The organism is Schaalia vaccimaxillae DSM 15804, from assembly GCF_000420425.1.
Lineage (GTDB): Bacteria > Actinomycetota > Actinomycetes > Actinomycetales > Actinomycetaceae > Pauljensenia > Pauljensenia vaccimaxillae.
Genome location: NZ_ATUX01000005.1, coordinates 136,628 through 160,057 on the forward strand (window position 1 = coordinate 136,628; position 23,430 = coordinate 160,057).

Here is a 23,430-nt window from a genome sequence, read left to right on the forward strand (position 1 = left end):
CGATTCCCCGTCCTGTTGTCACACCCCAACCTGGAGACCACTATGCCTACTCAGTCCCTTCCCATCGCAATACTGCTGCGCGCCGAACACCTGCCTGCGTCTTCGACGGTCATCGGCATAGCCAGCCCCGCCCCCCGCCTGTCCTGGCAAGTGGAGGGCGCTGCGCCCGGATGGACTCAAACGGGGTATGAGATCGAAGTGACTCGTGAGGGCTCAGTCGGCACCTTCCCGACTGACGGGGCCGCAGGAAAAGAGCAAATCCTCGTTCCGTGGCCAACTTCCCCCCTTGCCTCGCGCGAGCAGGTGACTGTTCGCGTACGCCTGGCCGGGGGCACGGATACCGATGCGCAGCGAGAGTGGGGACCTTGGAGCGACCCTGTGATATTGGAGGCCGCGCTGCTCGATGAGAGGCAGTGGCGCGCGAACTTCATCAGTCCAGTCGGCATTGGAGGAATGGGCCAGGCGTGTCCAGTCATGGGAACCGTCGTGGAGCTGCCCGATGACGTGAAGATCGTCAGGGCGAGACTGCGCTCAACTGCTCATGGCATCTACACGATTCGGCTCAACGGTGAGAATGTCGACGACTCGGTGCTCAATCCCGGATGGACTGCCTACCAGCATCGAATCCAGTACATCACCCAGGATGTCACCGAACGCCTCGTACACGGAACCAACATCATCGAGGCGACTATCGCCGATGGCTGGTATCGCGGGACTGTCGGCTACTATCACCGGAGGTGCCTGTATGGCGACCGTCTGGCACTCCTTGCTCAACTGGAGGTCGAGTTGGCTGACGGCACCCTTCTGGTCTTCGGAAGCGACGAGTCGTGGCGTGCATGGGAGAGCCCAGTGATCTCCGCCGACCTCTACCACGGGCAGGAGACTGATCTTCGACTCGCCTCGGCACCCGTAGACCCGCGTGACGAGGCGACTACCCACCCCGTTGAAGTTGTGGCTCGAGCCGATGGACATCTCGTTCCATTGGATGTGCCCAGAATCCGGCCTACCGCCATCCTGACGTGTCAGAGGATCTGGACGAGCCCGAGCGGACGGACGTTGCTCGACTTCGGTCAGAATGCGGTGGGCTGGCTGCGCATTAAAGTACGGGGACTGGACACCGGTACAGTGGTCGTCGCGCGCCATGCCGAGGTCATCGAATACGAAGAACTCGGCGTGCGCCCCTTGAGGGCGGCTCGTGCCACGGATACCTGGATCATCGCGGATGAGGGAGAGCACGTGCTCGAACCCGAATTCACCCTGCACGGATTCCGCTACGCCGAGGTATCCGGAATCGCCGACCTCTCGCCCGAAGACATCGAATTTGTGGTCATCGGTTCGGATATGGTCCGGCGAGGCTGGTTCGACTGCTCCGATGCGGATCTGACCCGTTTGCACGAGAACGTCGTGTGGTCCACGAAGTCGAACTTCGTGTCGATCCCCACCGACTGCCCACAACGCGATGAGCGCCTGGGGTGGACCGGCGACATCCAAGTCTTCGCCCCCACGGCCTGCTTCCTCTTCGATACTGCATCGTTCTTGTCCTCGTGGCTGAACGACTTGGCCGCAGAACAATATCCGGACGGCGGTGTCCCCCACGTCATCCCCACCTTCACGCCTGAACTTCCGCCTGATCCCGCGGCAGCCGCGTGGGGAGATGCGGCCGTCGTCGTGCCGTGGACCCTCTATCAACGCACCGGGGATATCGAGATCCTGCGCCGACAAATGGAGTCCATGGCCGCCTGGGTGGACAGGATCACCGACCTTGCCGGTCCCGGACTCGTGTGGTCCGGGGGTTTCCAGTACGGAGATTGGCTGGACCCGACGGCGCCGACGGAAGAACCCGCGATGGCGAAGGCCGATCCCGACCTTGTCGCCACGGCATGCTTTGCACGATGCGCGCAGATTACTGCCACCGCCGCTGAGACCATCGGCGATGCCTATCGGGCGGCGAAGTACTCAGATTTGGCCTCGCAGATCCGCGTAGCCTTCAACGAGGCCTTCGTCAGCCCCCAAGGCCGGGTCCACTCCGATTCCCAAACGGGATATGCCATGGCAATCTGCTGGGATCTGCTTCCCACTCAGGCGCAGAGATCTTTCGCAGGAGCACGCCTGGCCGACCTCGTGCGCCTTGCAGACCACAGGATCGGAACGGGGTTCGTTGGCACGCCCCTGATCTGCGATGCACTAACCGCCAGCGGTCATGAGAAGGTCGCAATGAATCTGCTTGAGCAGAAAGAATGTCCGTCATGGCTGTATCCGGTGAGGATGGGAGCGACCACCATCTGGGAGCGGTGGGATTCGATGTTGCCCGATGGCACGATCAACCCCGGCGGAATGACTTCTTTCAATCATTACGCCTTGGGTGCCATCGCTGACTGGATGCACCGAGTCATCGCGGGCCTCGATCCCACTGCGCCCGGCTACCGTACGATCCGCATCGCCCCACACTGCTTCCCTCAGCTCACCGGTGCGAGCGCACAACACGACAGCCCCTACGGCACCATCCGGTCGCAGTGGGCTCGCGAGGACGACAGGATCCGCTTCGAGGTTGAAATTCCGGTGGGCGTCGAGGCACAGATCATCTTGCCCTCAGGCGCCGCGAGCAAAGTCGGTCACGGAGTGCACGTCTTCCATGAGCCCCTGACCCAGGACTCACCGGACGATGCGTACGGAGGAGACGCAGTCGTTCGAGACGTCCTTGACGACGTCGAACTGTGGCAGCAGATCTGCTCGGAGGTGAATCGAAACCGTGAAATCCCTGTCACCCCCGACCAACTAATGAGGATGCTGCGAACCTACCTGGACTTCCCCGCTTCAGTACTCCCACACGTCCTCACTCCTTTCCCAGCCAATGCGCCGGAAGGGCAAATTCCCCGCCTCGAAGCTCTGCTCCGTGAAGGTGGATTCGCTGAATGGGCCACCCCGATCTCCGCAGAAAGGCGAATGCTGTGATACTGCGCAGTTTCCGACCCGGACAAGTCTGGATGGATACATCCGGCAGGCCGATCCAAGCTCACGGCGGCTCGTTGATCACCGTCGGTGACGACTTCTACTGGTACGGAGAGAACAAGGAATACACCACTGCCGATGGATCGATCTGGCATTGGGGAGTGCGCGCGTACCGCTCACGAGACCTTTACAACTGGGAGGACTGCGGACTCATCATTGAACCCGAACCCGACGATCCGGAATCGCCGCTCCATCCTCACAACTGCATGGATCGCCCGCACATTGTCTTCAACGCGGAGACCGGCCTGTATGTGTGCTGGATCAAGGTGATGACGGACCGTGGACAGCGTTCCTCCGTCCTGACGTCCACTGATTTTCTGGGGCCGTGGACCTTTGCCCATCAGGATTTCAAACCCCTGGGAATGAACGCCGGGGACTTCGACTTGGTAATCGACCCGACGGATGCGAAGGGCTACTACTACTTCGAACGTGTTCACTCCGAACTGATCTGCGCAGACCTAACGGATGACTACACGGATGTCACGGGATACTACTCGACCCACTTTCCACGGCTGCAACCGCCGTTCGTACGCGAAGCACCCGCCTACTTCGAGCGCGGTGGGCTCCACTACCTCGTAACCTCTGGAACCACCGGCTACTACCCGAACCCCTCCGAGGTGGCGGTTGCAGATACATACCATGGGCCGTGGACAGTGCTCGGAGATCCACACCCCGGCGATCCTTCGCGCACCTCCTTTCATTCCCAGATCAGCAGCGTGTTCAAACATCCGGGGAAGAAGGATCTGTACATCGCGATGGCGGATCGGTGGCTTCCGCACTACATGGAGTCCTCCGACGCCGCGATTCGTATGCATGCCGAGCGCTTCCGCCCCATGGGTGGGCACGCCACAGGACCCGTGCAAGACCTGACGCACGTTGACACCGCGAAAGCTACCTACGTGTGGCTCCCTTTCCGCTTCGATGACGGTCTGCCGCTGCTCGACTGGAAGGACGAGTGGCGCATCGAAGACTACGAGGACGTGGACTGAATATCTGACAAATATGGTTCGCCGCCGTGGAACTGGTGACGATGCCCCAAGAGCACCTCAATGAAAGCCGACATCATGATCATCGACGACTCGACCCTCAACATGTCCCCTTCGCAGCGAGCAACGGATCTCATCAAGAGAATGGACGTGCAGGAGAAACTCGCCCAGCTCACATGCGTCTTCCTGCGCAAGCCCACATTGACCCTGGACGATGGATCCAACCATCTCGACGAGATCCTTGAAGATCGGCCCTACGGAGTTGGCCACGTCTCGTGCCTGGAAATGCGGATGGGACGGGATCTCGGCGAATTGGCCGAGTTTCAAAAGGAAGTGCAGAAGCGCATCATGGCGCTGAGCCGCCATGCGATCCCCGCAGCCTTCCACATGGAGGCGATCAGTGGTGCCTACCTGCCCGGTGCTACCAGTTTCCCTTCAGGGATCTCGCGTGGAGCCTCCTTTGACCCCGAACTCGAGGAACGCATCGGCTCCTTTATTGGGGCGCAGGAACGGGCCATGGGCATCACCTATTCCCTGGCCCCCGTCCTCGATCTAGCGAGGGACACCCGTATGGGCCGAGCGAACGAGCCCTACGGTGAGGATCCGACCCTCGCCGCGCGTATGGGCAGCGCTTTCACGCGCGGTCTGCAAGGACTCAGCCGTCGTGGTGAGGACGCGCCTCTTAGGCGTACAGAATCCATCGCGAAACACTTTATGGGATTTCACGCCGGCGAAGGAGGGATCCATGGAGCCCACGCGAATATTCCCGAGCGCCTGATGCGCGAGGTCTACGGCAAGCCGTTCCAAGCCGCGATCACCGAGGCCGGGCTTCGAGGGATCATGCCCTGTTACAACTCCATCGGCGGTGAAATTGCTTCGTCATCCCACCACCTGCTGACTGAGGTGTTGCGCGAGGCAATGGGTTTCGACGGTGTGGTCGCATCCGACTACGGAGCCATCGGAAACATGCACATGTTCCAGCGCACGGCAGCAAGCTTCCCCGAGGCGGGGTTGGAGGCCATGACCGCGGGAATGGACATTGAATGGCATGTCGTCCAGGGATTCTGTGAAGAACTCGGTCGTTGGTTCGAGTCTGGGCGGGCTGACATCGCGATCCTCGATCGTGCCGTAACGAGGGTACTTGAGTCAAAATTCCGCATGGGCTTGTTCGACGACCCCTTCGCCTTCTCAGGGGCCGACCTCTATGCGCCCTTCGAAGATCCTCGAGGCAGAGAGCTGGCGCTGCAGTCCGCGCGCGAGTCGCTCGTGCTCCTGAGAAACGATGGAACTCTGCCGTTGTTCCCCGAGGCCGCCCAGAGCGGACTCAGCAATTCATCGATTAGTCGGATTGCAGTCATCGGTCCGCACGCGGCGAACGCACGTTATTTCTTTGGTGGGTATACCCACCTGTCGATGGTTGAAGCTACCCTCGCCGCCTCGGCCTCGATGGCTGGCATGGTCAACTTGGACAACGGGGAGTACACGTATGTACCGGTGCCGGGGACCAAGGTGCAATCTGATGAGGAGCAGCGTTTCGATGATGTACTCGACGCACTGCACCCGCGATGCCGATCGCTGATCGAGGAGCTGCGCGAGCGGCTTCCCGGAGTCAATATCACTTGGTCCAAGGGATATCAGATCGCTGGAGCCGACGACTCGGCCGCTGCTGAGGCGCTTGAGGCCGCTAAGGGAGCCGATCTGGTTATCTGCACCCTGGGCGGGAAGAACGGCTCGGGGTCGATCGCGACGATGGGAGAGGGCGTCGATGCTGTCGATATCGGTCTGCCTGCTGGCCAGGAGAACTTCTTGGAGCGTCTCGCCAAACTTGGGATCCCGGTGATCGGTGTTCATATCGATGGGCGTCCCATCTCCTCGGATGCGGCAGATCGGTGCCTCAATGCGCTTATCGAGGCCTGGAATCCCGCGGAGTGCGGGGCTGAAGCGCTGGTTGATCTCATCCTCGGTGCGATTGAGCCGAGCGGCCGCTTGCCCCTGTGTGTCGCTCACTCGGTCGGGCAACTGCCCGTCTACCACAATCACCCCAATGGATCCCAGTGGCACCAAGGATCGTCCATCGGATTCCCCGACTATGTCGACTCCCCGCATACTCCGCGCTTCCACTACGGATATGGCCTGTCCTACACGTCCTTCGCGTACTCGGATATGAACGCCTCCTGTGAACAAGTGGAAGCGACAGGCTCCGTGGCCGTCAGCATGACAGTGACCAACACGGGAGAACGGCGGGGAACGGAGGTCGTTCAGCTGTACGGGCGTGACTTGTACGCCACGATGGTTCGACCGGTGCTCGAATGTATGGGCTTCCAGCGCGTGGACCTCGACCCCGGAGAGACGGCAACGGTCGCCTTCGAGGTTCCCATGTCTCTGTTCGCATTCTTGGACGTCGATATGCGGTGGCGGATCGAAGCCGGAGAAGTTGAATTGTCAATCGGTGCTTCGAGTGACGACCTACGCGCAACCCGTCGGATCACGATTACGGACACCGCGTTCGTACAGGAGCGGACTAGGGCTTTCTGGGCCACCTCCAGCATCGTCCGCTGATAGTCCGCCATCTTCCCATTGCGTCGCTGCTTCATCGGGATCGGGGAGCGGGGATCGTCATGTATTCGCATCCATAGGAGGCTTGAATGTCCGCCATGACAGCACGTACTCCGGTATCCACAATCCTCGCCACCAAGGGGGCGGGGGAGCTTCTCATAGCGGTTTGTCCGATCGCTGGATCCGAGGAACTCAATCCCGAGCTGCTAAAATTCCCGGTCGGTGTTTTCCTGGCGTTGCATTTGGGGCCGGATTCGACGATCAGTTCCGATCTACTCGGCAAACTTGAGCAATTTGAAGACACGACGCCCCGATGGACGTCCAATCCCACGTTGCCTCCGTCGCCCTCATATGAGGACGAAGCAACCCCCATCGGCTCTGCCACAGCCGAGGTACACAGACTCGACGGAAACCCTGGGCCCTTGCGGATGCGCGAGGGCATCGAATTGGTCTTGCGGGGCCCCTCCCACGGCAACCCATTCGTGGATGTCGAGGCGCTTGCCATCTTCACTAGGCGGGACGCCGAGGACGAGGCGTTGACAGTAGGTGCCGTCTATGACGGTATGGACGAGGACGGAGCCGGTCGCTATCTCGTACGTTTCCTTCCTCCCGAGGCGGGAACCTGGTCGTGGGAGATCGCCTCTAATGCTCGTTCGCTGGACTCTCTGGCAGGTGTCTTCGAAGTTGAAGAGTCGGAGTCACCCGGTGTAGTCCGAGTTGCGGGTATGGGTTTTGTGCACGCCGACGGGACCCCGTTCACTGCTTTTGGGACAACCGCCTACGCCTGGATCGCCCAGCCTAAAGCCGTACAAGACCAGACTTTGCGGACCCTCGCCGCATCCCCGTTCAACAAGCTGCGCATGTGCCTGACCCCTAAGCATTACTCCTACAACTCTAATGAACCTGAGCGTCTGCCCTTCGAACGCACCGAACGAGGATGGGACCCGGAGAGGTTCGATCTGGCTTTCTGGCGGAATCTTGATGAACGGGTTATGCAACTAGGACAGCTGGGCATCCAAGCGGACATCATCTTCTTCCACTCCTACGACAGGTGGGGATTCGCGACGATGCCGGGCGAGGTGGATGAACGTTACCTGCGCTACGCGGTTCGTCGGCTGGCAGCACAGCCGAACGTGTGGTGGTCGATGGCGAACGAGTACGAGTTGCTCGTGAACAAGCAGAACGATGACTGGCACCGATTGGCCGAGCTTGTCGTCGCGGAGGACCATGCGGCCCACCTCCTGGGGATCCACAATATTTTCAAGGTCTTTGACCCCGAGGCGCGATGGCTCACGCACGTTTCCGTTCAAGGTGGCGGAAGCTCGATGGGTGACGTTGTGGCTTCGCTGAGGCGCAGATGGGCCAAGCCGGTGACCATCGACGAATTCGGCTACGAGGGGGATCTCGAGTTTGGGTGGGGCAACCTCACTCCGTACGAAGTAGTACGACGCTTCTGGCTCGGGACACTCGCGGGCGGGCATCTGACCCATGGGGAGACGTATCACCGTGATGACCAGCTGCTGTGGTGGTCGAAGGGTGGGGAGTTGCACGGTGAGAGCCCGGAGCGAATCACTTTGCTGCGCCGACTGGTCGAGGAATCACCTACGGGGGCGGTTTCTCCACTATTCAGGGGTATCGACGTCACCGCTGCGGGAGTTGAAGGAGAGTACATCCTTGAGTATTTCGGCGAGCGCCAACCGCGGCGGCGTTCCGTTGAACTGCCGAGGGGACTGTGGGCGATCGAAGTTATCGATACGTGGAACATGACGATCAGCCCGGTCGGCGACGATGGCTCCTGCTCGGAGCAAGCCGGGACGCATCGGCACCGGGTCGTCGTGCATCTTCCCAGTCGTCCCTGGATGGCCTTGCGGGCCCGACGCCTCGCCGACTAACACGCGCAATGAAGCGCCGTTCCACCATCCGAACACTCACATTGAGGAGGAATATGTTTCTGAGAAACTCTGACCCCGGTCGAGGGGTTCGCGCTGGTGCCGCCAGCGCACTCCTGGCCGCATTGCTGACACTCGGTTCTGGTCCCACACTCGCCGACGACGGCCTGCCAGCGGGCGAAGACGGACCATGCCAGACGAACCCTCAGGGGGCACTGATCATCACCGCATCCTGTACGGATGACGCCTATGCGACTCCTGTCATCGACTCGATGGAGGACCGTGATACTCCGATCAGCGGGCGTGTCATCACCGGTCACTTCGAAGGCACCTCTAATCGCTTCACCTTCGTCTTCCCCGCTCAGGGGTGGCAAGGGCGTTTCTTCCAGTACACCCACCCTGTGACCGGTGAAGTACTCACCGATGACGCGATTGCCTTCGGCGCTGAAGCCGGCGCTTACACTGTGCAGGCTACTGGCCAGGCTGGATACCGGCACCTCGCGGCTGCGGCGAAGCTGTCCCGTGACCTCGCAGCCGACTACTACGATGTTGAGGCCGCGTCCATCCATGGTTATCTCTACGGCCCGAGTGGCGGCTCGTATCAGACCATCGGCGGAACCGAGAACACAACGGGGGTCTGGGATGGGTCTGTCCCCATCGTCATGGGAAACGCAACTTCCATCCCCAACAACTTTTTCATGAGAGCCATGGCGAGACTCATTCTCGCCGATGACGCCCAAGCGATCTCGAATGCCGTTATCAGCGGCGAGGACCCGTACAGCAGTCTTGATGAGGCCTCCGCCGCGATGCTCAAGGAGATCACGGCGCTCGGGGTTCCCCTGTCAGGCTGGGATATGCCCGAGTATCTTCTCGCCCAGTCCTTCGACGACGGGGGACTGGGCTTTGGAGGTCTCGTCCAGGCGCTTGATCCGACATACGTCGATGATTTCTGGGCTGAAGCGGGATACCTCGGAACCGAGGATTCCCCCCTCGGAGACGCCGTCCGCGCGGCGCTGGTCGATGCAGTCCTCGAAGTGACGGGAATCGAGCGAGACGAGAACGGGACGGTGACGTCGTTGAACGTCCGCGGATTCCCGGCAGGAGCGTCCACCGAGGGCGTCGAGCTGAATGTCCTGGACGGCGCAGGGGCACAGCTCGGTGCCATCCAGGGTGCGATCGATGCCAGCTCCGGTGTTATCACGCTGATGGATAGCAATGAGGAAGCGCTGCTTCAAGCCCTGCGGGTGGGGGCGAAGATCGACGCCGATAACAGGTGGAACATCGCATTGCGCTCCTACTACCGCCACCAGATTCCTGCCTCCGGTCAGGGATTTGAGCCCTACGATTTCCTGCGCGATGACGCAGGGGAGCCCTTGTACCCCCAACGGGCGCTAAGTATCCCGGGCATGATGGCGCGCAATATCTCCGGTGGAGCCGCGTACTCCGGAGTGTTCAACGGCAAAGTGATCCTGGTCTCGAATCTCCAGGACGTTGACGCGTTCCCCTGGCACGCAGACTGGTACGCGAAGCGGATCACAACCGCAACTGGCCCAGGAGACGTCTCTGATCGCCTGCGTATCTATTACAACGAGAATGCCGACCACCTGGAGGGCGAAGTCGTCGGAGCGAAGACCGCCCGGGTCGTGCCCCACGATCCGATGGTGCGTAGGGCGCTGAAGGATCTGGCGGCTTGGGTGGAGGAGGGGATCGAGCCTCCCGCGTCAAGTGTCTACACGGTCACTGACGGACAAGTGCAGGTGCCTAAGGACTCATCACGCAGGGGCATCCAACCCGTCGTCTCTCTGACGGCTGTCGGTGGGGAACAGATCGCCGAACGCCGATTCCAGGTGAGAGCCGGCGACTCCCTTACCTTCGAGGTACTTGCGCAGATGCCGGTCGGAGCCGGGAATCTTACTGGAATCGACTGGGATATCACGGGCAGGGGTGAGTGGTCCGATCTGAGGGTATTGACGGGCACCTCAGGATCGGCTCGACTGACTCATACTTTCGCCCAGGCTGGGACCTACGACATCACCGCTCGAGTGTCGTCGACGCGTTCGGGTGGAGAAGAGCCTTTCACGACGATCTCGAATCTGGCGACCATCCGCGTCGTTGTCCTTGACTCCTCCACTGAACCAGAACCGTTGCTGGAGGTCTCGTCTTCGGTCGTTGAGCAGGGCGGAGCCGTGATGATCACCGGATCGGGGTTCGAGCCCGATGCCCGGATCACACTGACGGTTCATTCGGATCCCCTGGTGGTCGGCGTTGTGACCGCATCTGCGGATGGAGTTATCACCCTGAAGTGGGATGTACCCATGGATTTCGCAACCGGAGATCACACGGTGGTTGCCGCTGGTGCCGATGGGGCAGAACTCGCGCGTGCAGGGCTCCGAGTGACGGCGAAGACGACCGGAGCTTCAGATTCGCAGACCGTCAGTGCGGCTGGATCTGAGTCGCGCGGTGCAACGGCATTAGGGAGAGCAGGGGGTACGGATAAGCGTCTGGCTGTGACGGGAACAAATGCGACCGTCCTGCTCGGGGTGTTTGCAGTCGCACTCGGATCCGGAATCGTGCTGATTCGTCGTCGGGCATGATGGAAACGCGCGCGTAAGCGCTGTGTGTGGGGGTGGGGAGGCAACGCCTCCCCACCCCCACATGGTGATCGAGAGGGTTGTGCGTTTCTGAAAAATGGCTCTCCTACCTGATTTATTGTTTTGTGGGCGTGCTGTCTTCAAGAGTATGGGCGAAGGTGATCGTGTGTGATTGGACAGTGTGCGAATGGGCCAACATTTCCTCGAGAGATGAGTACTGCACATCCGAGAGCGCTGAAACCGAGACACCATCACAAGCCTTCAGAACAGTGCCACATTCATCATCAGACATCCCCTAGCAGGGCCAGGGGGACCACCGCAACGCCGTCGGGGCGTCGATAGGCGCTGGGGCCCGTATTGATGATGACGAGGTCGACGACTTGATCGGGGATCTGCTTGCGAAGCCACAGCAGATGCCTAACGTCCGAGTCTTCGACTGCACCCGCTAGCTTGACCTCGATGGCGAGCACTTGCCCGTCGGGGCCCTCGACGATGAGGTCAATCTCGCGATCTCCTCCCGTCAAACGGAGGTGACTCACGCGCGCATCTGCAGCGTGTGCAGCGACACGAACGCCGAGGCATACGAGGGACTCAAACAGGGGGCCGAGCATGTGCGCTCCGGAAGGCCCGGACAGACTGACCTCCGTCAGTCCGAGGAGCCTGGCGGCGAGTGCGGGGTCGGCGAGCTGGTGCTTGGGCGCCTGTTGCAGCCTCTTGATGGGGTTGTTCGCCGGGATCCAGCCGGGGACGGGATCCAGAAGCCACAGTTCGCTCAAGTGCTCCCGATAGGCGAGCGTCGTCGTTTTAGCTGGTTGGGAGCCGTCTCCACCTGTTGCAGCATCGAGGAGCTTGGAATATGCCGTTGTGGTTGAGGAGGCTGCGGCGTATGCCGCAAGCCATCGGCGTAGGGTCTCCGGTCGGCGTACCTCGAAGCCTTGATCAGGAAGATCTCGGTCGATGATCCGTTGAATGTAGGAGTCCAACATCTGTCGGCGGAGTCGCGGTGCGGTTCGCGTTATGCCCGGAAACCCGCTGGCGATGATCGCGGCGATATAGTCGCTCAACGCGAATGAGGAAAGCCCGCTGATGCTTCCGACGCGTCCCATCAGCAGATCCGATAGGGAGACGGTGGGCTGGGTGATCCCTCGCTCGTGCAGGGCCATCGGTCGCATGCGCAGGGAGAGGATTCGACCCGCTCCCGAATGAGTGCCAGCCGCGTTCATGGGAGTTGCTGAGCCGGTCAGGAGGTAGCTGCCCGGCTTCGCTCCTGCGTCGACTCGCCGACGAACCGAATCCCAGACTTGGGGCAGGAGCTGCCACTCGTCGATCAGAAGCGTTCCCTCCGGTGCTGTTGCGAGTTGGAAATCGGCTCGCGCGATATCGCGTTGCGCTGGGTCATCCAGTTGCCATTCAGCGGACGCTCGTCGTCGTGCCGTGGCGGTTTTACCAACGCCTTTGGGGCCGTCAATCGCGATAGCAGCAACTTCGGGCAGCAGTTCATCGAGTAAATGATCGACTGTTCGGACAAGGTATTCCATAGGGCTACGCTACCGTTTGCGAGTTGCCTACGCTACCGTTTGCGAGTTGCCTACGCTACCGTTCGCGAGTTGTATTTTGCCAGCGTGTGGGGGTGGGGAGGCTAAGCCTCCCCACCCCCACACGTGATCGAAAAGGGTCAGCCCTTCTTCGCAATGGACTTCCGGTACGCTTCGGCTTCCCAGTTCTCAATGAAGTGACGCTCGCGCTCATCCATGACCCGAACCGTGCCCAAACGATCAGCATCCGCGGCCACGCGCAACGCATCCGTGTAGATAGCCAGCGCATTGTCAGCGCTTGACTGTGAATCAGCAGTTGCAATCACCAAGGCCCCCGGAACCACAGCGACGATCGGCTTACGGCCACGTGCAGTTTCAAATCCGTGAACCTTGGAAGCCACCTCCACATTGCTTTCGGTGCCATCCAAAACGACCGGGAAAGAACCGGAGTAAACAATCTGGTCTGGAATGAGGGGGCCCTGGGAAACAGGCCCGGCCTCAGCTGATGAGGCGTTGCGAGCCAAACCGTCGCAAGAAACCGCGGCTGCTTCTGCTCCGACGGCGACGCGGAAAGCTTCAACCAGTGCGTCGACGTCCGCGACTACGGGGTGAGCGGGTTCAACATGGGCTGGGGAAGCTTCGATGGCGGCGCGAATCTTGTCGGTGACGAAGTGGACGCGTTTGGCGACCTCGTCGTAGGTGTTGCCCGAAACAATGATGCCGTGGTTGCCGAGCAGCACAATTCCCGGGGCAGGCTTGCCGGTGCGCTCGGCGTGCGCATTGCGAGCATCCTCAACGCCGCGAGCCAGCGGCACACCCGGGTCGATGTAGTCGACCCACACAGCGTCATCGCCCAGGATTTCGCGGGCGAGGGCGGGCCCGTCCTCGTTGCAGGTCAGGGCGTTAGCGGTCAACGGGTGCAGGTGCAGGACTAGGGGCTCTGGGATGAGTGCATGGAAGAGGATTTCCACGGAGGGACGGCGGCCGTCATCCTCACCTACTCGGGCCTTTTCGGCGGCAACGCGCACGGGGTCACCTTCGACCTCTTCGTCGGAGTGGAGAGCGTCGAGCAGCACGTCAATTTTGAGGGGCACGAGGTCTTCGGCGGCGAGGGTAGCCAGGGGGACGCCTGAGGGCTTGATGTGGAGAATGCCGTCGACCTTGACCGAGGCGTTGCCTCCACCGGCGCGGGAGAATTCGGTGTCTCCGCCGATTTCGTTGGCGGCGCGGATGAGTTGGGCGGTGATGTCGGACATCGGGGCATCCCTTCTTCCTTGAAGAGTATGAAACGTTTCAGTTAAAGGCTAGGAAAAGATGAGGGGGCTGTCAATGTTCTCAATGAAATCAACGATTCTGCGTAGTTAAGTCAATATGGGCCACTCCGGTGAATCGCTCACCATTGAACACAAGCTCGACTCCTTCGGGGATGTCGACATCAAGCCGGTTATGCGTAGCTACAACGCAGATGTCTCCAGTTGCTGTCGGAATTACGGCAGACGCCCACTCCAGTTCACCCAGGAGCGGATCGACTGTGAATTCGCGCCACCCTGGAGACAGGGGAGTAGCCCCCAGCACCAATGACGGTAACAGTTCTGCGGGTCCGGACGACCAACCGTGGCACAGAGACTTACCGAAAGGCCGTCCATACATTTCCGTCGACGACTTACCGTCGAGGTCGAACTCTTCCCAGAAGGTTGCAGTATCGGGACCGAGCATCGACCCCCACAGATGCAGCATCTGCGCAAGAGTCTCGGTTCGTGCACCCAGATGCGCAGCCGCCCGCAGCGACCATGCCCGCATCGAGGGCGTGCCCGAGGCCGTCGCCAAAATCTGCGTCAGAACACCAATGTCGTCGCTATCGTGGGGCAAGGAGGCCAGAGTCGCTAGGGTGTTCGCAAGAGGTACGGGTGCAGAAACACCATCGACGTACTCACGCCAAGCTTGTTTCATGGGATCCCAGGCAAGAGCGGACAAGGTTGAAGACACGGTGTGGGAGCACTGCTCCCACTGCGGATCGGGAACCGAGCCGCAGGCAGCGACGACGCGGCTGGCCGCATTGAGAGCTGCGAACCACAAGGCTTGAAATGCGGTGGAGACTCGTTGGGGATCCAGCGTTACTCCCCAGTCTAAGAAGACTCCACCGGGACCGGACTCTGGGAAAGAGTGCTGGTCCTTGACGGTGCGCAGTAGTCCGTCTTCGCCGGCGCATTCCATCAGACCGTTCATCACCGATCGTAGGTCGGGCTCGACCTCGCGCAAGAACTCGACATCATCAAAATGGTCAAGGACCAGTGAAAGAGCGAATATTCCCCACAGCGTGTAGTCAGCGATGCCATTGGCATACCCACGGCGCGAACGCAGCAGGGCATTGATCCCATCGCGAATGATCTGACGATCCCCAAAAGCGTAGGCGTTGGGCAAAATTGCCGAAGCATTGTCAGTCAGCCATGGGACGCGATCACGTTTAATACCGTCAACAACCAGCGTCTGCATGACGGTTCCCAAGGTTGTCGCGGCTACCGTCCACATACGCGTCAACTCGGGGTCGGAGCAGACGAAGGCTCCGCGGCGAGGGAACCGGCGCGTATGAGCCAAAACCTGAATTGATTCAATGCCTGCGCCTTCGGCATGCGCGTAGAGAACAGCAAGGCGATGACGTGAAACCCAACGTCCCGGAGAGTCTTCGACAAGGTCTGTGCGTGCTTCGCCAGCAGCAGGGGCCGCTAGGGCTTCAGCTTTCGATTCGCCAACGGTCAATACAGGGGCGCTATCCGGCGAGCATTCAATGACAACCTGTCCCATTACCGGCAAGGGAGCCAAGAAAAGGCCGTCACCTTGCGGGGCCAACTCAATAGGGTTGACTGGCTCCCGGGCTGTATGCGGGGGCACGGACGACCCTAAACGCTGATCTGCAAGCTCCCACGATGTTCCAAGCAGGCGTGTCTCGACTCTGACTGTCTCAGTTTGACCAGACAGAGCAATTGCACAGGGGCCACTGGCCGCCTCGACTGTCAGAACTGCCTCGGAACCGGCCACAAGATTGTCCCCAACTTCTACGACCCTCCCGCCCACATCACGCACAGTCCCAGTGCTGGCCGCCAGTATGGCGCCGCCGTGACCACTGATCCGGAACTGGGCAGATCTTTCAGGAAGGACCGCGTTGACCGGATAGCACACGTGCTTCATTGTCCGATCGCTTTCGGTGACCATCTCCTGTAGGGCTCCGCGCGCAAACTGGGCACGCGGATAGAACCATTGCAGTGCTGACTGGTCAGTGTGCTGGTCTGACGCCCCCTCTTCCTGGCTACGCAAGCTCAACAGGGGGAGGGGGCAAAGATTCAGAATGTCGGCTCGACTTAGCGACGGCGGTGTAGTCACGATGCAGGTGCGTTGACTTCGACAACCGAAGGCTTCGTCACGGTGATTCGATATTCGCCATGGCTGACGCTTTCGGGAGCTTCGTCGCCATTCACGCAGACAGTCGATTCAGCGGTCACCGGCAGGTCAAGCATTGCTGTCACACCGAATGGGACTGTCAGCGCAACTTCAAGATCGCCTGTTTCTTGGACCTTCCAGTCGATTGCCAAGGCTCCGTAACCGGTGTCGATTGCGGCTTTTGCTTGAGTTAGAGCCGATGAGGGGCGTGGACCAACGCGTACAGTGCGGTAGCCGGGTTCCACAGGTTCGAGGCCAGCAACGTTGCGGTACACCCAGTCAATGACCGCGCCGTAGGCGTAGTGGTTGAAGGAGATCATGCCTCCCTCGTCGTCCTCCATTTCACCTGCATGGATGGATCCGTCAGGCTTGATAGCGTCCCAGCGTTCCCACACGGTAGTGGCTCCTCGGTCCACCTGGTATAGCCAGGATGGGGCATCGCGACGCAGCAGCATCATGTACGCCTCTTCCCACTTTCCGCTGTGGCTAAGAGCGAAGAGCACCAGAGGAGTTCCCAGGAATCCAGTGGCAATACGGCCCTTTTCGCGTCGCACCTCATCGGCGAGCGACTCAACGAGGGCGGCCCTCTCCGCCACGGGCACGATTCCGAACTCGAGACACATTGCTGCGCCTGTCTGAGTGCGGTGAGCGTCCTGGGACCAGCGTTGCCACACGGCGTCGGCGACGCGGTTGGCTAGTTCTTCACGAGCTTGGGCTTCGTCCTCGTTGCCAAGGATTTTCTCGGCACGCGCAAGGATGCGAGCGGATTCAACGTAGAAGCAATTCGCCACGAACAGAGCTGGGGTCTTCGCATTCCACGGTTGTGCTGCCGGAGCGTCGGGGTCAAGCCAGTCGCCGTATTGGAAGGGTTCTTCGGGTAGTAACACCTCATGACCTGCACGGTTCTTGAGGTGATCGACCCACCGACGCATTGAGTCGAGCTGATCCGACAGGATTCGAGTGGATCCGGTGGAGACGTAGGTGGACCACGGCACGATGGTGGCGGCGTCGGCCCAACCGGCACGTCCCATATGGTTGATCTTTTCTCCACCCATGGAGACGTCGTCAGTCAAAATATTAGGGACCAGAGAGGCAACGGCTCCGTCCTCGTCCTGGGAAATTTCGACGTCACGCATCCACGATGCCCAGAAGGATTCTGCGTCGAAGAGTGTGTTGGCGGTGGCGGCAAAAGCCTGTGCGTCACCAGTCCAACCGAGGCGCTCATCTCGCTGGGGGCAGTCGGTGGGGATGGACACGAAGTTGTCGAGCTGGGACCACACGACGTTCTCATGGAAACGGTCGAGGGTGGCGTGCGAGCTGGAGAAGAGGGCACGGCGGGTCAAATCTGAGGAGATTGCTACCGCCGTAGCTGAGACGATTTCGACCGGGCCGGTCACATCCGCGTAGCGGAACCCGTGGAAAGTGAAGGCTGGCTCTAGGGTGACTTCCCCGTCTTCGCCCAGAATGTAGGTATCGGTGGCTTTTGCGCTGCGAAGGGATGCAGTGTGGAGGCTGCCGTCAGGTTCGAGGACCTCAGCGTGACGCACCACGACCTGTGCGCCGGGTGCACCCTTGACAGTGAGAGCAACCCAGCCGGAAATATTTTGAGTGGCATCCAAAACGACAGGCTGGGATGCGTCCTTGGGATCTCCGGACAGAACATGCATGTCGAATTCGTCAACGACTCGCACAGGGGGCGTGGGGCGAGGCTCGAAGACAGAGAGGTCTTGGTCGATGATCTGTACGGGCATCCACTGCGTGTCATCGAATTCGGGGGTTGAAGCGTCGGCTCCGTCAATCCGCAGATCAATGAGGGAACCGTCGTAGATGGAAGCGGAGCGAATCTGACCAAAGCCACCGGTCCAGCTTTCGTCGGTTTCAATGGTGACCGAAGAGCCATCTTCGGCGAAAATTTCGAGTTGGGCGATGGCGCCGGAACGGTCACCGTAGATTTCGGTGCGCGACGCAAACCCCATGCGGCCGCGGTACCAGCCGTCGGCGACAGTCAGTGAAATGGCGTTATCGCCGACGTGGATAAGGTCGGTGACATCGTATGTGTCGACGAGGATGCGGGTGTCGTATTCAGTCCAGCCGGGGGTGAGGTGAGCGTCTGAGGCGGCTTCTCCGTTGATGCGCGGACTTACCAGTCCGAGGGCGGAGAGGTAGAGGCGCGCTCGCACTGGCGTGAAGTCGAGTGAGAACGTCTTGCGCAGGATGGCGGTGGGGCCTTCGAGCTCAGAATCGATGCCGATCACTCGGGCTGTTAGGGATTTGGTGTCGAGGCCGGCTTCGATGCGAAGAGGATCAGACCAATTAGACCACCCCTGTTCGGTGGCGATGCGGACGCTGTAGTCGCGGCGCTCGCGGGCAATGAAGGTGCCGGCTGGAGCTGCAACGTCGAGTGATTGGGCCGAGGCAATGGGTTCCTCGAGTGTCCACTCGGAGTCATTGGAGCGGTGGCGAATTTGGTACCCGACTTGATGCGTTGAACCAGAGGTAGCGTTAACTGTCCAAGTCAGGCCGGTAGGAGCCAATGGTGTGCCGATGAGGGACTCATTGAATCGTGATGTTAGGGATTCGATATGGACTGTGTGGTCTGAGGATTCTTCAGTGGGCAGGTTCATCTTGCAGCTCCTCGAATGGGTCCCAGTGCTTCTTTGCAGGGACGGTCAGTTGTTCATTTTTTATTGAAGCGCTTTGATTAGAATTGTGCAAGGGTTTCCCGAGTTCAGCCATCTGTTCTTCTTGGTTTAGATGCTTATTATTTGTTGCAATTGAGCGAAAAGAAGCAATCTTTTGCGTTCTGATCACAACGGAGAAACAAAATAGTGAGATCTCTTGACGCGAAGGAAAAACGATCCTATCGTACAAATGCAATGAAGCGCTTCAACTTCATGCTCGCGCCGTCCCAATGGAGGGACGGTGTCAGCCCCCTAACGCACGAGGAAGACAGCATGAGAATTCGTAAATCAGCCGCAGTGTTTACTGCAGCTGCACTCATTGGAACCATGGGACTGGCGGCTTGCTCCAACAATGGCAACTCCGGTGCCTCCGCAGACGGTGTCGCAAACCTGTCGATTTACATTGACTCAGATCCCTCGTCGATCGCCCTTTGGGACGCCCTCCTTGAGTCCTTCAATTCGTCGCACACCGATATTCAACTCTCCTACGAAACCCACCCCACGGGTTCTGAAGGTGACAACCTCGTCAAGACTCGTCTGGCTAACGGCGATATGAACGACGTGTTTTGGTACAACTCCGGATCCCTGCTCAAAGCCCTGAGTCCCGACAAGACTTTGATCGATCTGTCCGACCAGGCATGGGTCTCGAAGACGAACGACAACTGGAAGCAGGCGGCTTCGACCGAGAATGGCCTCTACGGCCTGCCCGTCGGAGTCTCGTTTGGCTTCGGCATGATCTACAACAAGGACATTTACAAGGAACTCAACCTTGAGATCCCTAAATCCTGGGATGAGTTCATGGCGAACAACGAAAAGATCAAGGCTGCTGGAAAAGATCCAGTCGTCCAGACCTACTCGGATACCTGGACCTCTCAGGTCCCAGTCCTAGGTGATGCCGCGAACGTCCTTGCTGCAGATCCTGAATGGGCAGACAAGTACACCCACAACAAAGCGAAGTACGCTGACGAGCCCGCGCTGGCCGGCTTCCAGCACATGCAGGATATTTTCGAGGCCGGCTACATGAACGCTGACTATGCGTCAGCCACCTATGATGACGGTGTACGCATGCTTGCCGAAGGCACAGCCGCCCATTACCCGATGCTCACCTCCAACGTTTCTGCGACCATCGGCGCCAACTACCCCGAGGCCGACGCCTCCCTTGGTGTGTTCCCCATCCCCGCAGATGATGCTGCGAATACTACTTTGACCATTGGTACTCCCAACGGCATGTACATCCCCAAGACCACTGAAGGCGCCCAGCTCGAAGCCGTCTACAAGCTGCTCGACTGGCTCGCCACCTCTGAGGCGTGCGCTGTCGTGGGATCGGCTATCACCGTTGGTGGGCCCTTCGTGAACAGCGACTGCGAACTTCCCGATACCGCCACTCAGATGGTTGGCGATATGGCTCCTTACTTCGAAGAGGGCGATACGGGTCTCGCACTTGAGTTCCTCTCACCCATCAAGGGTCCGTCGCTTGAGCAGATCACCGTTCAGGTGGGATCCGGTATCTCCTCGGCCGCAGAGGGCGCTGCCCTGTACGACCAGGATGTCCAGAAGCAGGCCCAGCAACTCGGTATCGAGGGCTGGTGACCCATGTCTGATGCGCCGGGGCCGTACCCAGCCGGTCGGCCCCGGCTCGCGGCACTGGAGGAAAAATGACAACGACCACCCCAACATCGGCACCGATACAGCCAGAACCAATAGCAGGAAAGACGAAAACGAAGAAGCGCCGGGGATCCAAGCTTGATAGCTATTACCCGCTGTATTTCCACATCCCTGCGGGAATTTTCTTTATCGTCCTCTTCCTCATCCCTACGCTTGCGTCTTTCTACTTCTCGCTGAACCGCTGGACTCTCTTCGAGATGGACTTCATTGGACTCGATAATTTCGTCCAATTCTTCAAAGAGCCAGCGCTAGTAAAAGGCTTTATTAATACCTTCATCTACGCGTTCATTACCTCGGCAGCAAAGGTCGTCCTCGGCCTCGCCCTCGCGGTTCTGCTCACGTCGCAAGTGTTCGGACGCAACTACCTACGGTCCGTTGTCTTCTTCCCCGTACTCGTCTCCACCATCGGTGTGGGCGTCACGTGGAAGGTTCTCCTTGATCCCCAAGACGGCCTCGTCAACAGAGTTTTGTCGGTCATTGGTATTGACGGACCCGGCTGGTTAACTAACCCGAATCTCGCCCTTTTTTCTGTGGCCGGCGTTGACGTGTGGAAAGGCGTTGGCCTCGCGACTGTTATCTACATTGCTGGCATCGTCGCAATCCCGAAAGACTACGTGGAAGCCGCCAAGATGGATGGCGCCGGATCTTGGGAAATCTTCAAAAACATCACTTTGCCTCTGTCTCGGCCAGCCACAGTTACCGTCATTATCTTGTCTCTCATTGGTGGTTTGCGTTCCTTTGATCTCATCTGGACGATGACGCGGGGCGGCCCTGGATTCTCCTCTGACGTCATCGCATCAGTCATTTACAAGCAATACCAAGCTGGGTTCTACGGTCTATCCACCGCTGGAAACGTCGTCCTGTTCCTGGTGATTGCGCTCATCGTGATCCCACTGAACATCTGGCTGAATCGAAAGGCGGATAACCAATGAGCGCCGCAGTCACAGTCTCCGAAAATAAGAAAACGAAAAAAGGCCTGATCCCTGGGATCGTTGCGATCCTGGTTAGTGTTGTCGTTTTTATCGTCCCGTTTGTCTTCATCGTCCTGACGGCTTCAAAAACTCAGAAGGAAGCCTCGCTGCTTGACTTCTCTTTGCCCACAGAATGGGCGTTTGTTGAGAACTTTAAAACGGTCATCGCAACCCAGGACTATGTGATTATCCGAGCCTTCATTAACTCGGCGATTGTCACTGTTGCTGCTGTTGCTATCCAAGTAGTCCTGGGTGCGATGGTCGGATACGTCTTGCAGCGACGTAAGTCGAAGTGGAACCCGGTCATTAACCTCTTTGTGATGATGGGCCTGATCATTCCTCCGGCCGTCGTGCCGACTATTTGGGTGCTTGACGGGATCGGTTTATACAAGTCATTGGCCGGTTTAATTGCCGTACATGTCGCGTTTGGTTTGTCATTCTGCATCATGCTGTTCCGTGCCTTCGTTGCCACCATTCCCAAAGAGCTTGACGAGGCTGCTGTAATCGATGGTGCGGGTCCCCTTCGTCTGTTCTTTACGGTGATCTTCCCGCTGCTTCGATCAACTATTGTCACGGTCGTTGTGGTTCAGGCAGTGTCTGTGTTCAACGACTTCACCTACGCCCTGTATTTCTTGCCAGGAGCGGGAAATGAAACTGTTCAATTGACGCTCTACAATTTCCAATCGCAGGGCTTGAATCAATGGAACCTCCTATTCATGGATGTCCTATTGATTACGATCCCCCCGCTCATTATGTTCATGTTCTTCAACCGTCAGATTCAAGAAGGCATGACGGCTGGAGCAGTGAAGGGCTAAGTCGTTTTGGTTCCCGAATACGTTCGGGATGGAAGAGGAGAATTGCATGCCTGCCGCAGTGGGAGGCGCCCCCAAACTACACGATGTGGCTGAAAGGGCGGGAGTTTCTTTGGGGACCGCATCCAATGTTCTCAACCACCCCGAACGTGTGTCGCCCTCGACCATTGACCGTGTGCGCCGGGCGATTGATGAGTTAGGTTTCGTGCGCAACGCAAATGCCAGTTCTCTTGCCGCAGGCGGTTCGGGCAGCATCGGACTAGTTGTCATCTCGCTGGCCAACTCGATGTTCGTCGAGGCGGCTAGAGGCGCTCAAGCAGCAGCTCGCAAAGCTGGACACAACCTGCTTCTTGCTGACTCCGTCGACGACTTCCAAGCTCAAGGGGACAATGTCGACTCCTTTAACGAGGCGCGCGTGGCAGGTTTGCTCCTTGCTCCGATGCAGGATTCTGCCCACCACATCGCCAAGTTAAAAGCTCGAGGTGTTCCTGTTGTCCTTATTAACTATGACCAGGGTGACGGTGGTCAGTGCACCGTCGTCGTTGACAATGAGCATGTTGGATATATGGCTGTACGCCACATGATTGACATTGGGTGTCATCATATTGCATTCGTTGCAGGTCAAGACGAGGAATATCAACCCGTGCGGATGCGGCGTTCGGGGATCCATCGTGCTTTCGCCGAGTGTGGCCCAGAGGTAGTCTTCGAAGAGATTAACGTTGACAACATTAAGGAATCTAATGCTGTTGAGGTTGCACTGGAAATCTTAGATCGCCCCAGTCAGGACCGGCCAGATGGCATTATTGCGGTAACTGACGGGCTAGCCGCAAGCATCGTCAACACTCTGTGCTCTCGTGGAGTGTCAATACCTCATGAAATTGCCGTCATGGGATGCGATAACAACCTCTTCGCATCTGACTGCGTTGTTCCGTTGACCAGCATTGCTATGCAGGGATATGCGATGGGCGAGGCGGCAATCAACCTGCTATTAGCAGAGATGGTTTCGGTCGATACTCATGTGCATCAGCGAACTGTTCTTACTCCTGAACTAATCGTTCGCAATTCGACTATGCGTCGGGAGACTACCTCTCGATAGTTGTTGTGAATCCTTTCATTGACAGGTTGGGTTGTGGCCTGCATCATTGGTGTTGCGTCGTTGTTGGCAGTGTTGCTGGTGGTGACGTGGAGTTAACTCATCGCGGAGCGTTGGTCGTTGTGGCTTTCGCGTCTTTGCCTTGATTGGGCGGTGTCGTCTTTTCTGTGGCTTTGCATGCTCCTGTGTTGGGTGCGTGTGTTTTGG

Annotated in this window: 13 protein-coding genes; 9 read left to right on the top strand and 4 right to left on the bottom strand. The window is 59.0% G+C overall.

All coding sequences use genetic code 11. The features are described 5' to 3' along the window. The first annotated feature begins 42 nt into the window (after nt 1–42). The 5 genes from G439_RS10605 (at nt 43) to G439_RS10610 (ending at nt 11,034) form a co-directional block, all read left to right on the top strand. The gene (locus tag G439_RS10605) at nt 43–2,952 is read left to right on the top strand and encodes an alpha-L-rhamnosidase (RefSeq protein WP_022867275.1); all 2,910 of its coding nucleotides are present in this window, start codon (nt 43–45) and stop codon (nt 2,950–2,952) included. After that, entirely contained in the window at nt 2,949–3,998 is a 1,050-nt protein-coding gene (locus tag G439_RS0100720) for a family 43 glycosylhydrolase (protein WP_022867276.1), read from the top strand. The genes G439_RS10605 and G439_RS0100720 overlap by 4 nt, the downstream gene beginning before the upstream one ends. Before the next feature lie 60 nt (nt 3,999–4,058). Next, nucleotides 4,059–6,554, top strand: a complete 2,496-nt coding sequence (locus tag G439_RS0100725) for a glycoside hydrolase family 3 N-terminal domain-containing protein (protein ID WP_022867277.1) — start codon at nt 4,059–4,061, stop codon at nt 6,552–6,554. Between the two features lie 86 nt (nt 6,555–6,640). After that, a complete protein-coding gene (locus G439_RS0100730; protein WP_022867278.1) occupies nt 6,641–8,443 on the top strand; it encodes a DUF5605 domain-containing protein in 1,803 nt (600 codons plus the stop codon). A gap of 53 nt (nt 8,444–8,496) precedes the next feature. Then, entirely contained in the window at nt 8,497–11,034 is a 2,538-nt protein-coding gene (locus G439_RS10610) for a hypothetical protein (protein WP_022867279.1), read from the top strand. A 281-nt stretch (nt 11,035–11,315) separates the two neighbouring features. Here G439_RS10610 and G439_RS0100740 read toward each other — a convergent pair whose 3' ends face one another. From G439_RS0100740 to G439_RS10620, 4 genes are all read right to left on the bottom strand, one after another. Beyond that, on the bottom strand, nt 11,316–12,569 hold the full coding sequence (locus G439_RS0100740) for an ATP-binding protein (protein WP_022867280.1): 1,254 nt from the start codon (nt 12,567–12,569) through the stop codon (nt 11,316–11,318). A 137-nt stretch (nt 12,570–12,706) separates the two neighbouring features. Then, nucleotides 12,707–13,822: a class II aldolase/adducin family protein gene (locus tag G439_RS10615; protein WP_022867281.1), complete on the bottom strand. Its 1,116-nt coding sequence runs from the start codon at nt 13,820–13,822 to the stop codon at nt 12,707–12,709. A gap of 88 nt (nt 13,823–13,910) precedes the next feature. Then, complete coding sequence (locus tag G439_RS0100750) at nt 13,911–15,884, bottom strand: alpha-L-rhamnosidase C-terminal domain-containing protein (RefSeq protein WP_131333460.1); 1,974 nt, start codon at nt 15,882–15,884, stop codon at nt 13,911–13,913. Nucleotides 15,885–15,940: 56 nt separating this feature from the next. Then, a complete protein-coding gene (locus G439_RS10620) occupies nt 15,941–18,625 on the bottom strand; it encodes an alpha-L-rhamnosidase (protein ID WP_022867283.1) in 2,685 nt (894 codons plus the stop codon). Nucleotides 18,626–18,955: 330 nt separating this feature from the next. Here G439_RS10620 and G439_RS0100760 point away from each other — a divergent pair, with 330 nt between their 5' ends. The 4 genes from G439_RS0100760 (at nt 18,956) to G439_RS0100775 (ending at nt 23,226) form a co-directional block, all read left to right on the top strand. Next, nucleotides 18,956–20,272, top strand: a complete 1,317-nt coding sequence (locus tag G439_RS0100760) for an ABC transporter substrate-binding protein (RefSeq protein ID WP_026459247.1) — start codon at nt 18,956–18,958, stop codon at nt 20,270–20,272. A gap of 65 nt (nt 20,273–20,337) precedes the next feature. Beyond that, on the top strand, nt 20,338–21,279 hold the full coding sequence (locus tag G439_RS0100765; RefSeq protein ID WP_022867285.1) for a carbohydrate ABC transporter permease: 942 nt from the start codon (nt 20,338–20,340) through the stop codon (nt 21,277–21,279). After that, nucleotides 21,276–22,133: a carbohydrate ABC transporter permease gene (locus tag G439_RS0100770; RefSeq protein WP_022867286.1), complete on the top strand. Its 858-nt coding sequence runs from the start codon at nt 21,276–21,278 to the stop codon at nt 22,131–22,133. Before G439_RS0100765 ends, G439_RS0100770 begins: the two co-directional genes overlap by 4 nt. A 46-nt stretch (nt 22,134–22,179) precedes the next feature. Further along, the gene (locus tag G439_RS0100775; RefSeq protein WP_022867287.1) at nt 22,180–23,226 is read left to right on the top strand and encodes a LacI family DNA-binding transcriptional regulator; all 1,047 of its coding nucleotides are present in this window, start codon (nt 22,180–22,182) and stop codon (nt 23,224–23,226) included. Nucleotides 23,227–23,430: the final 204 nt, after the last annotated feature.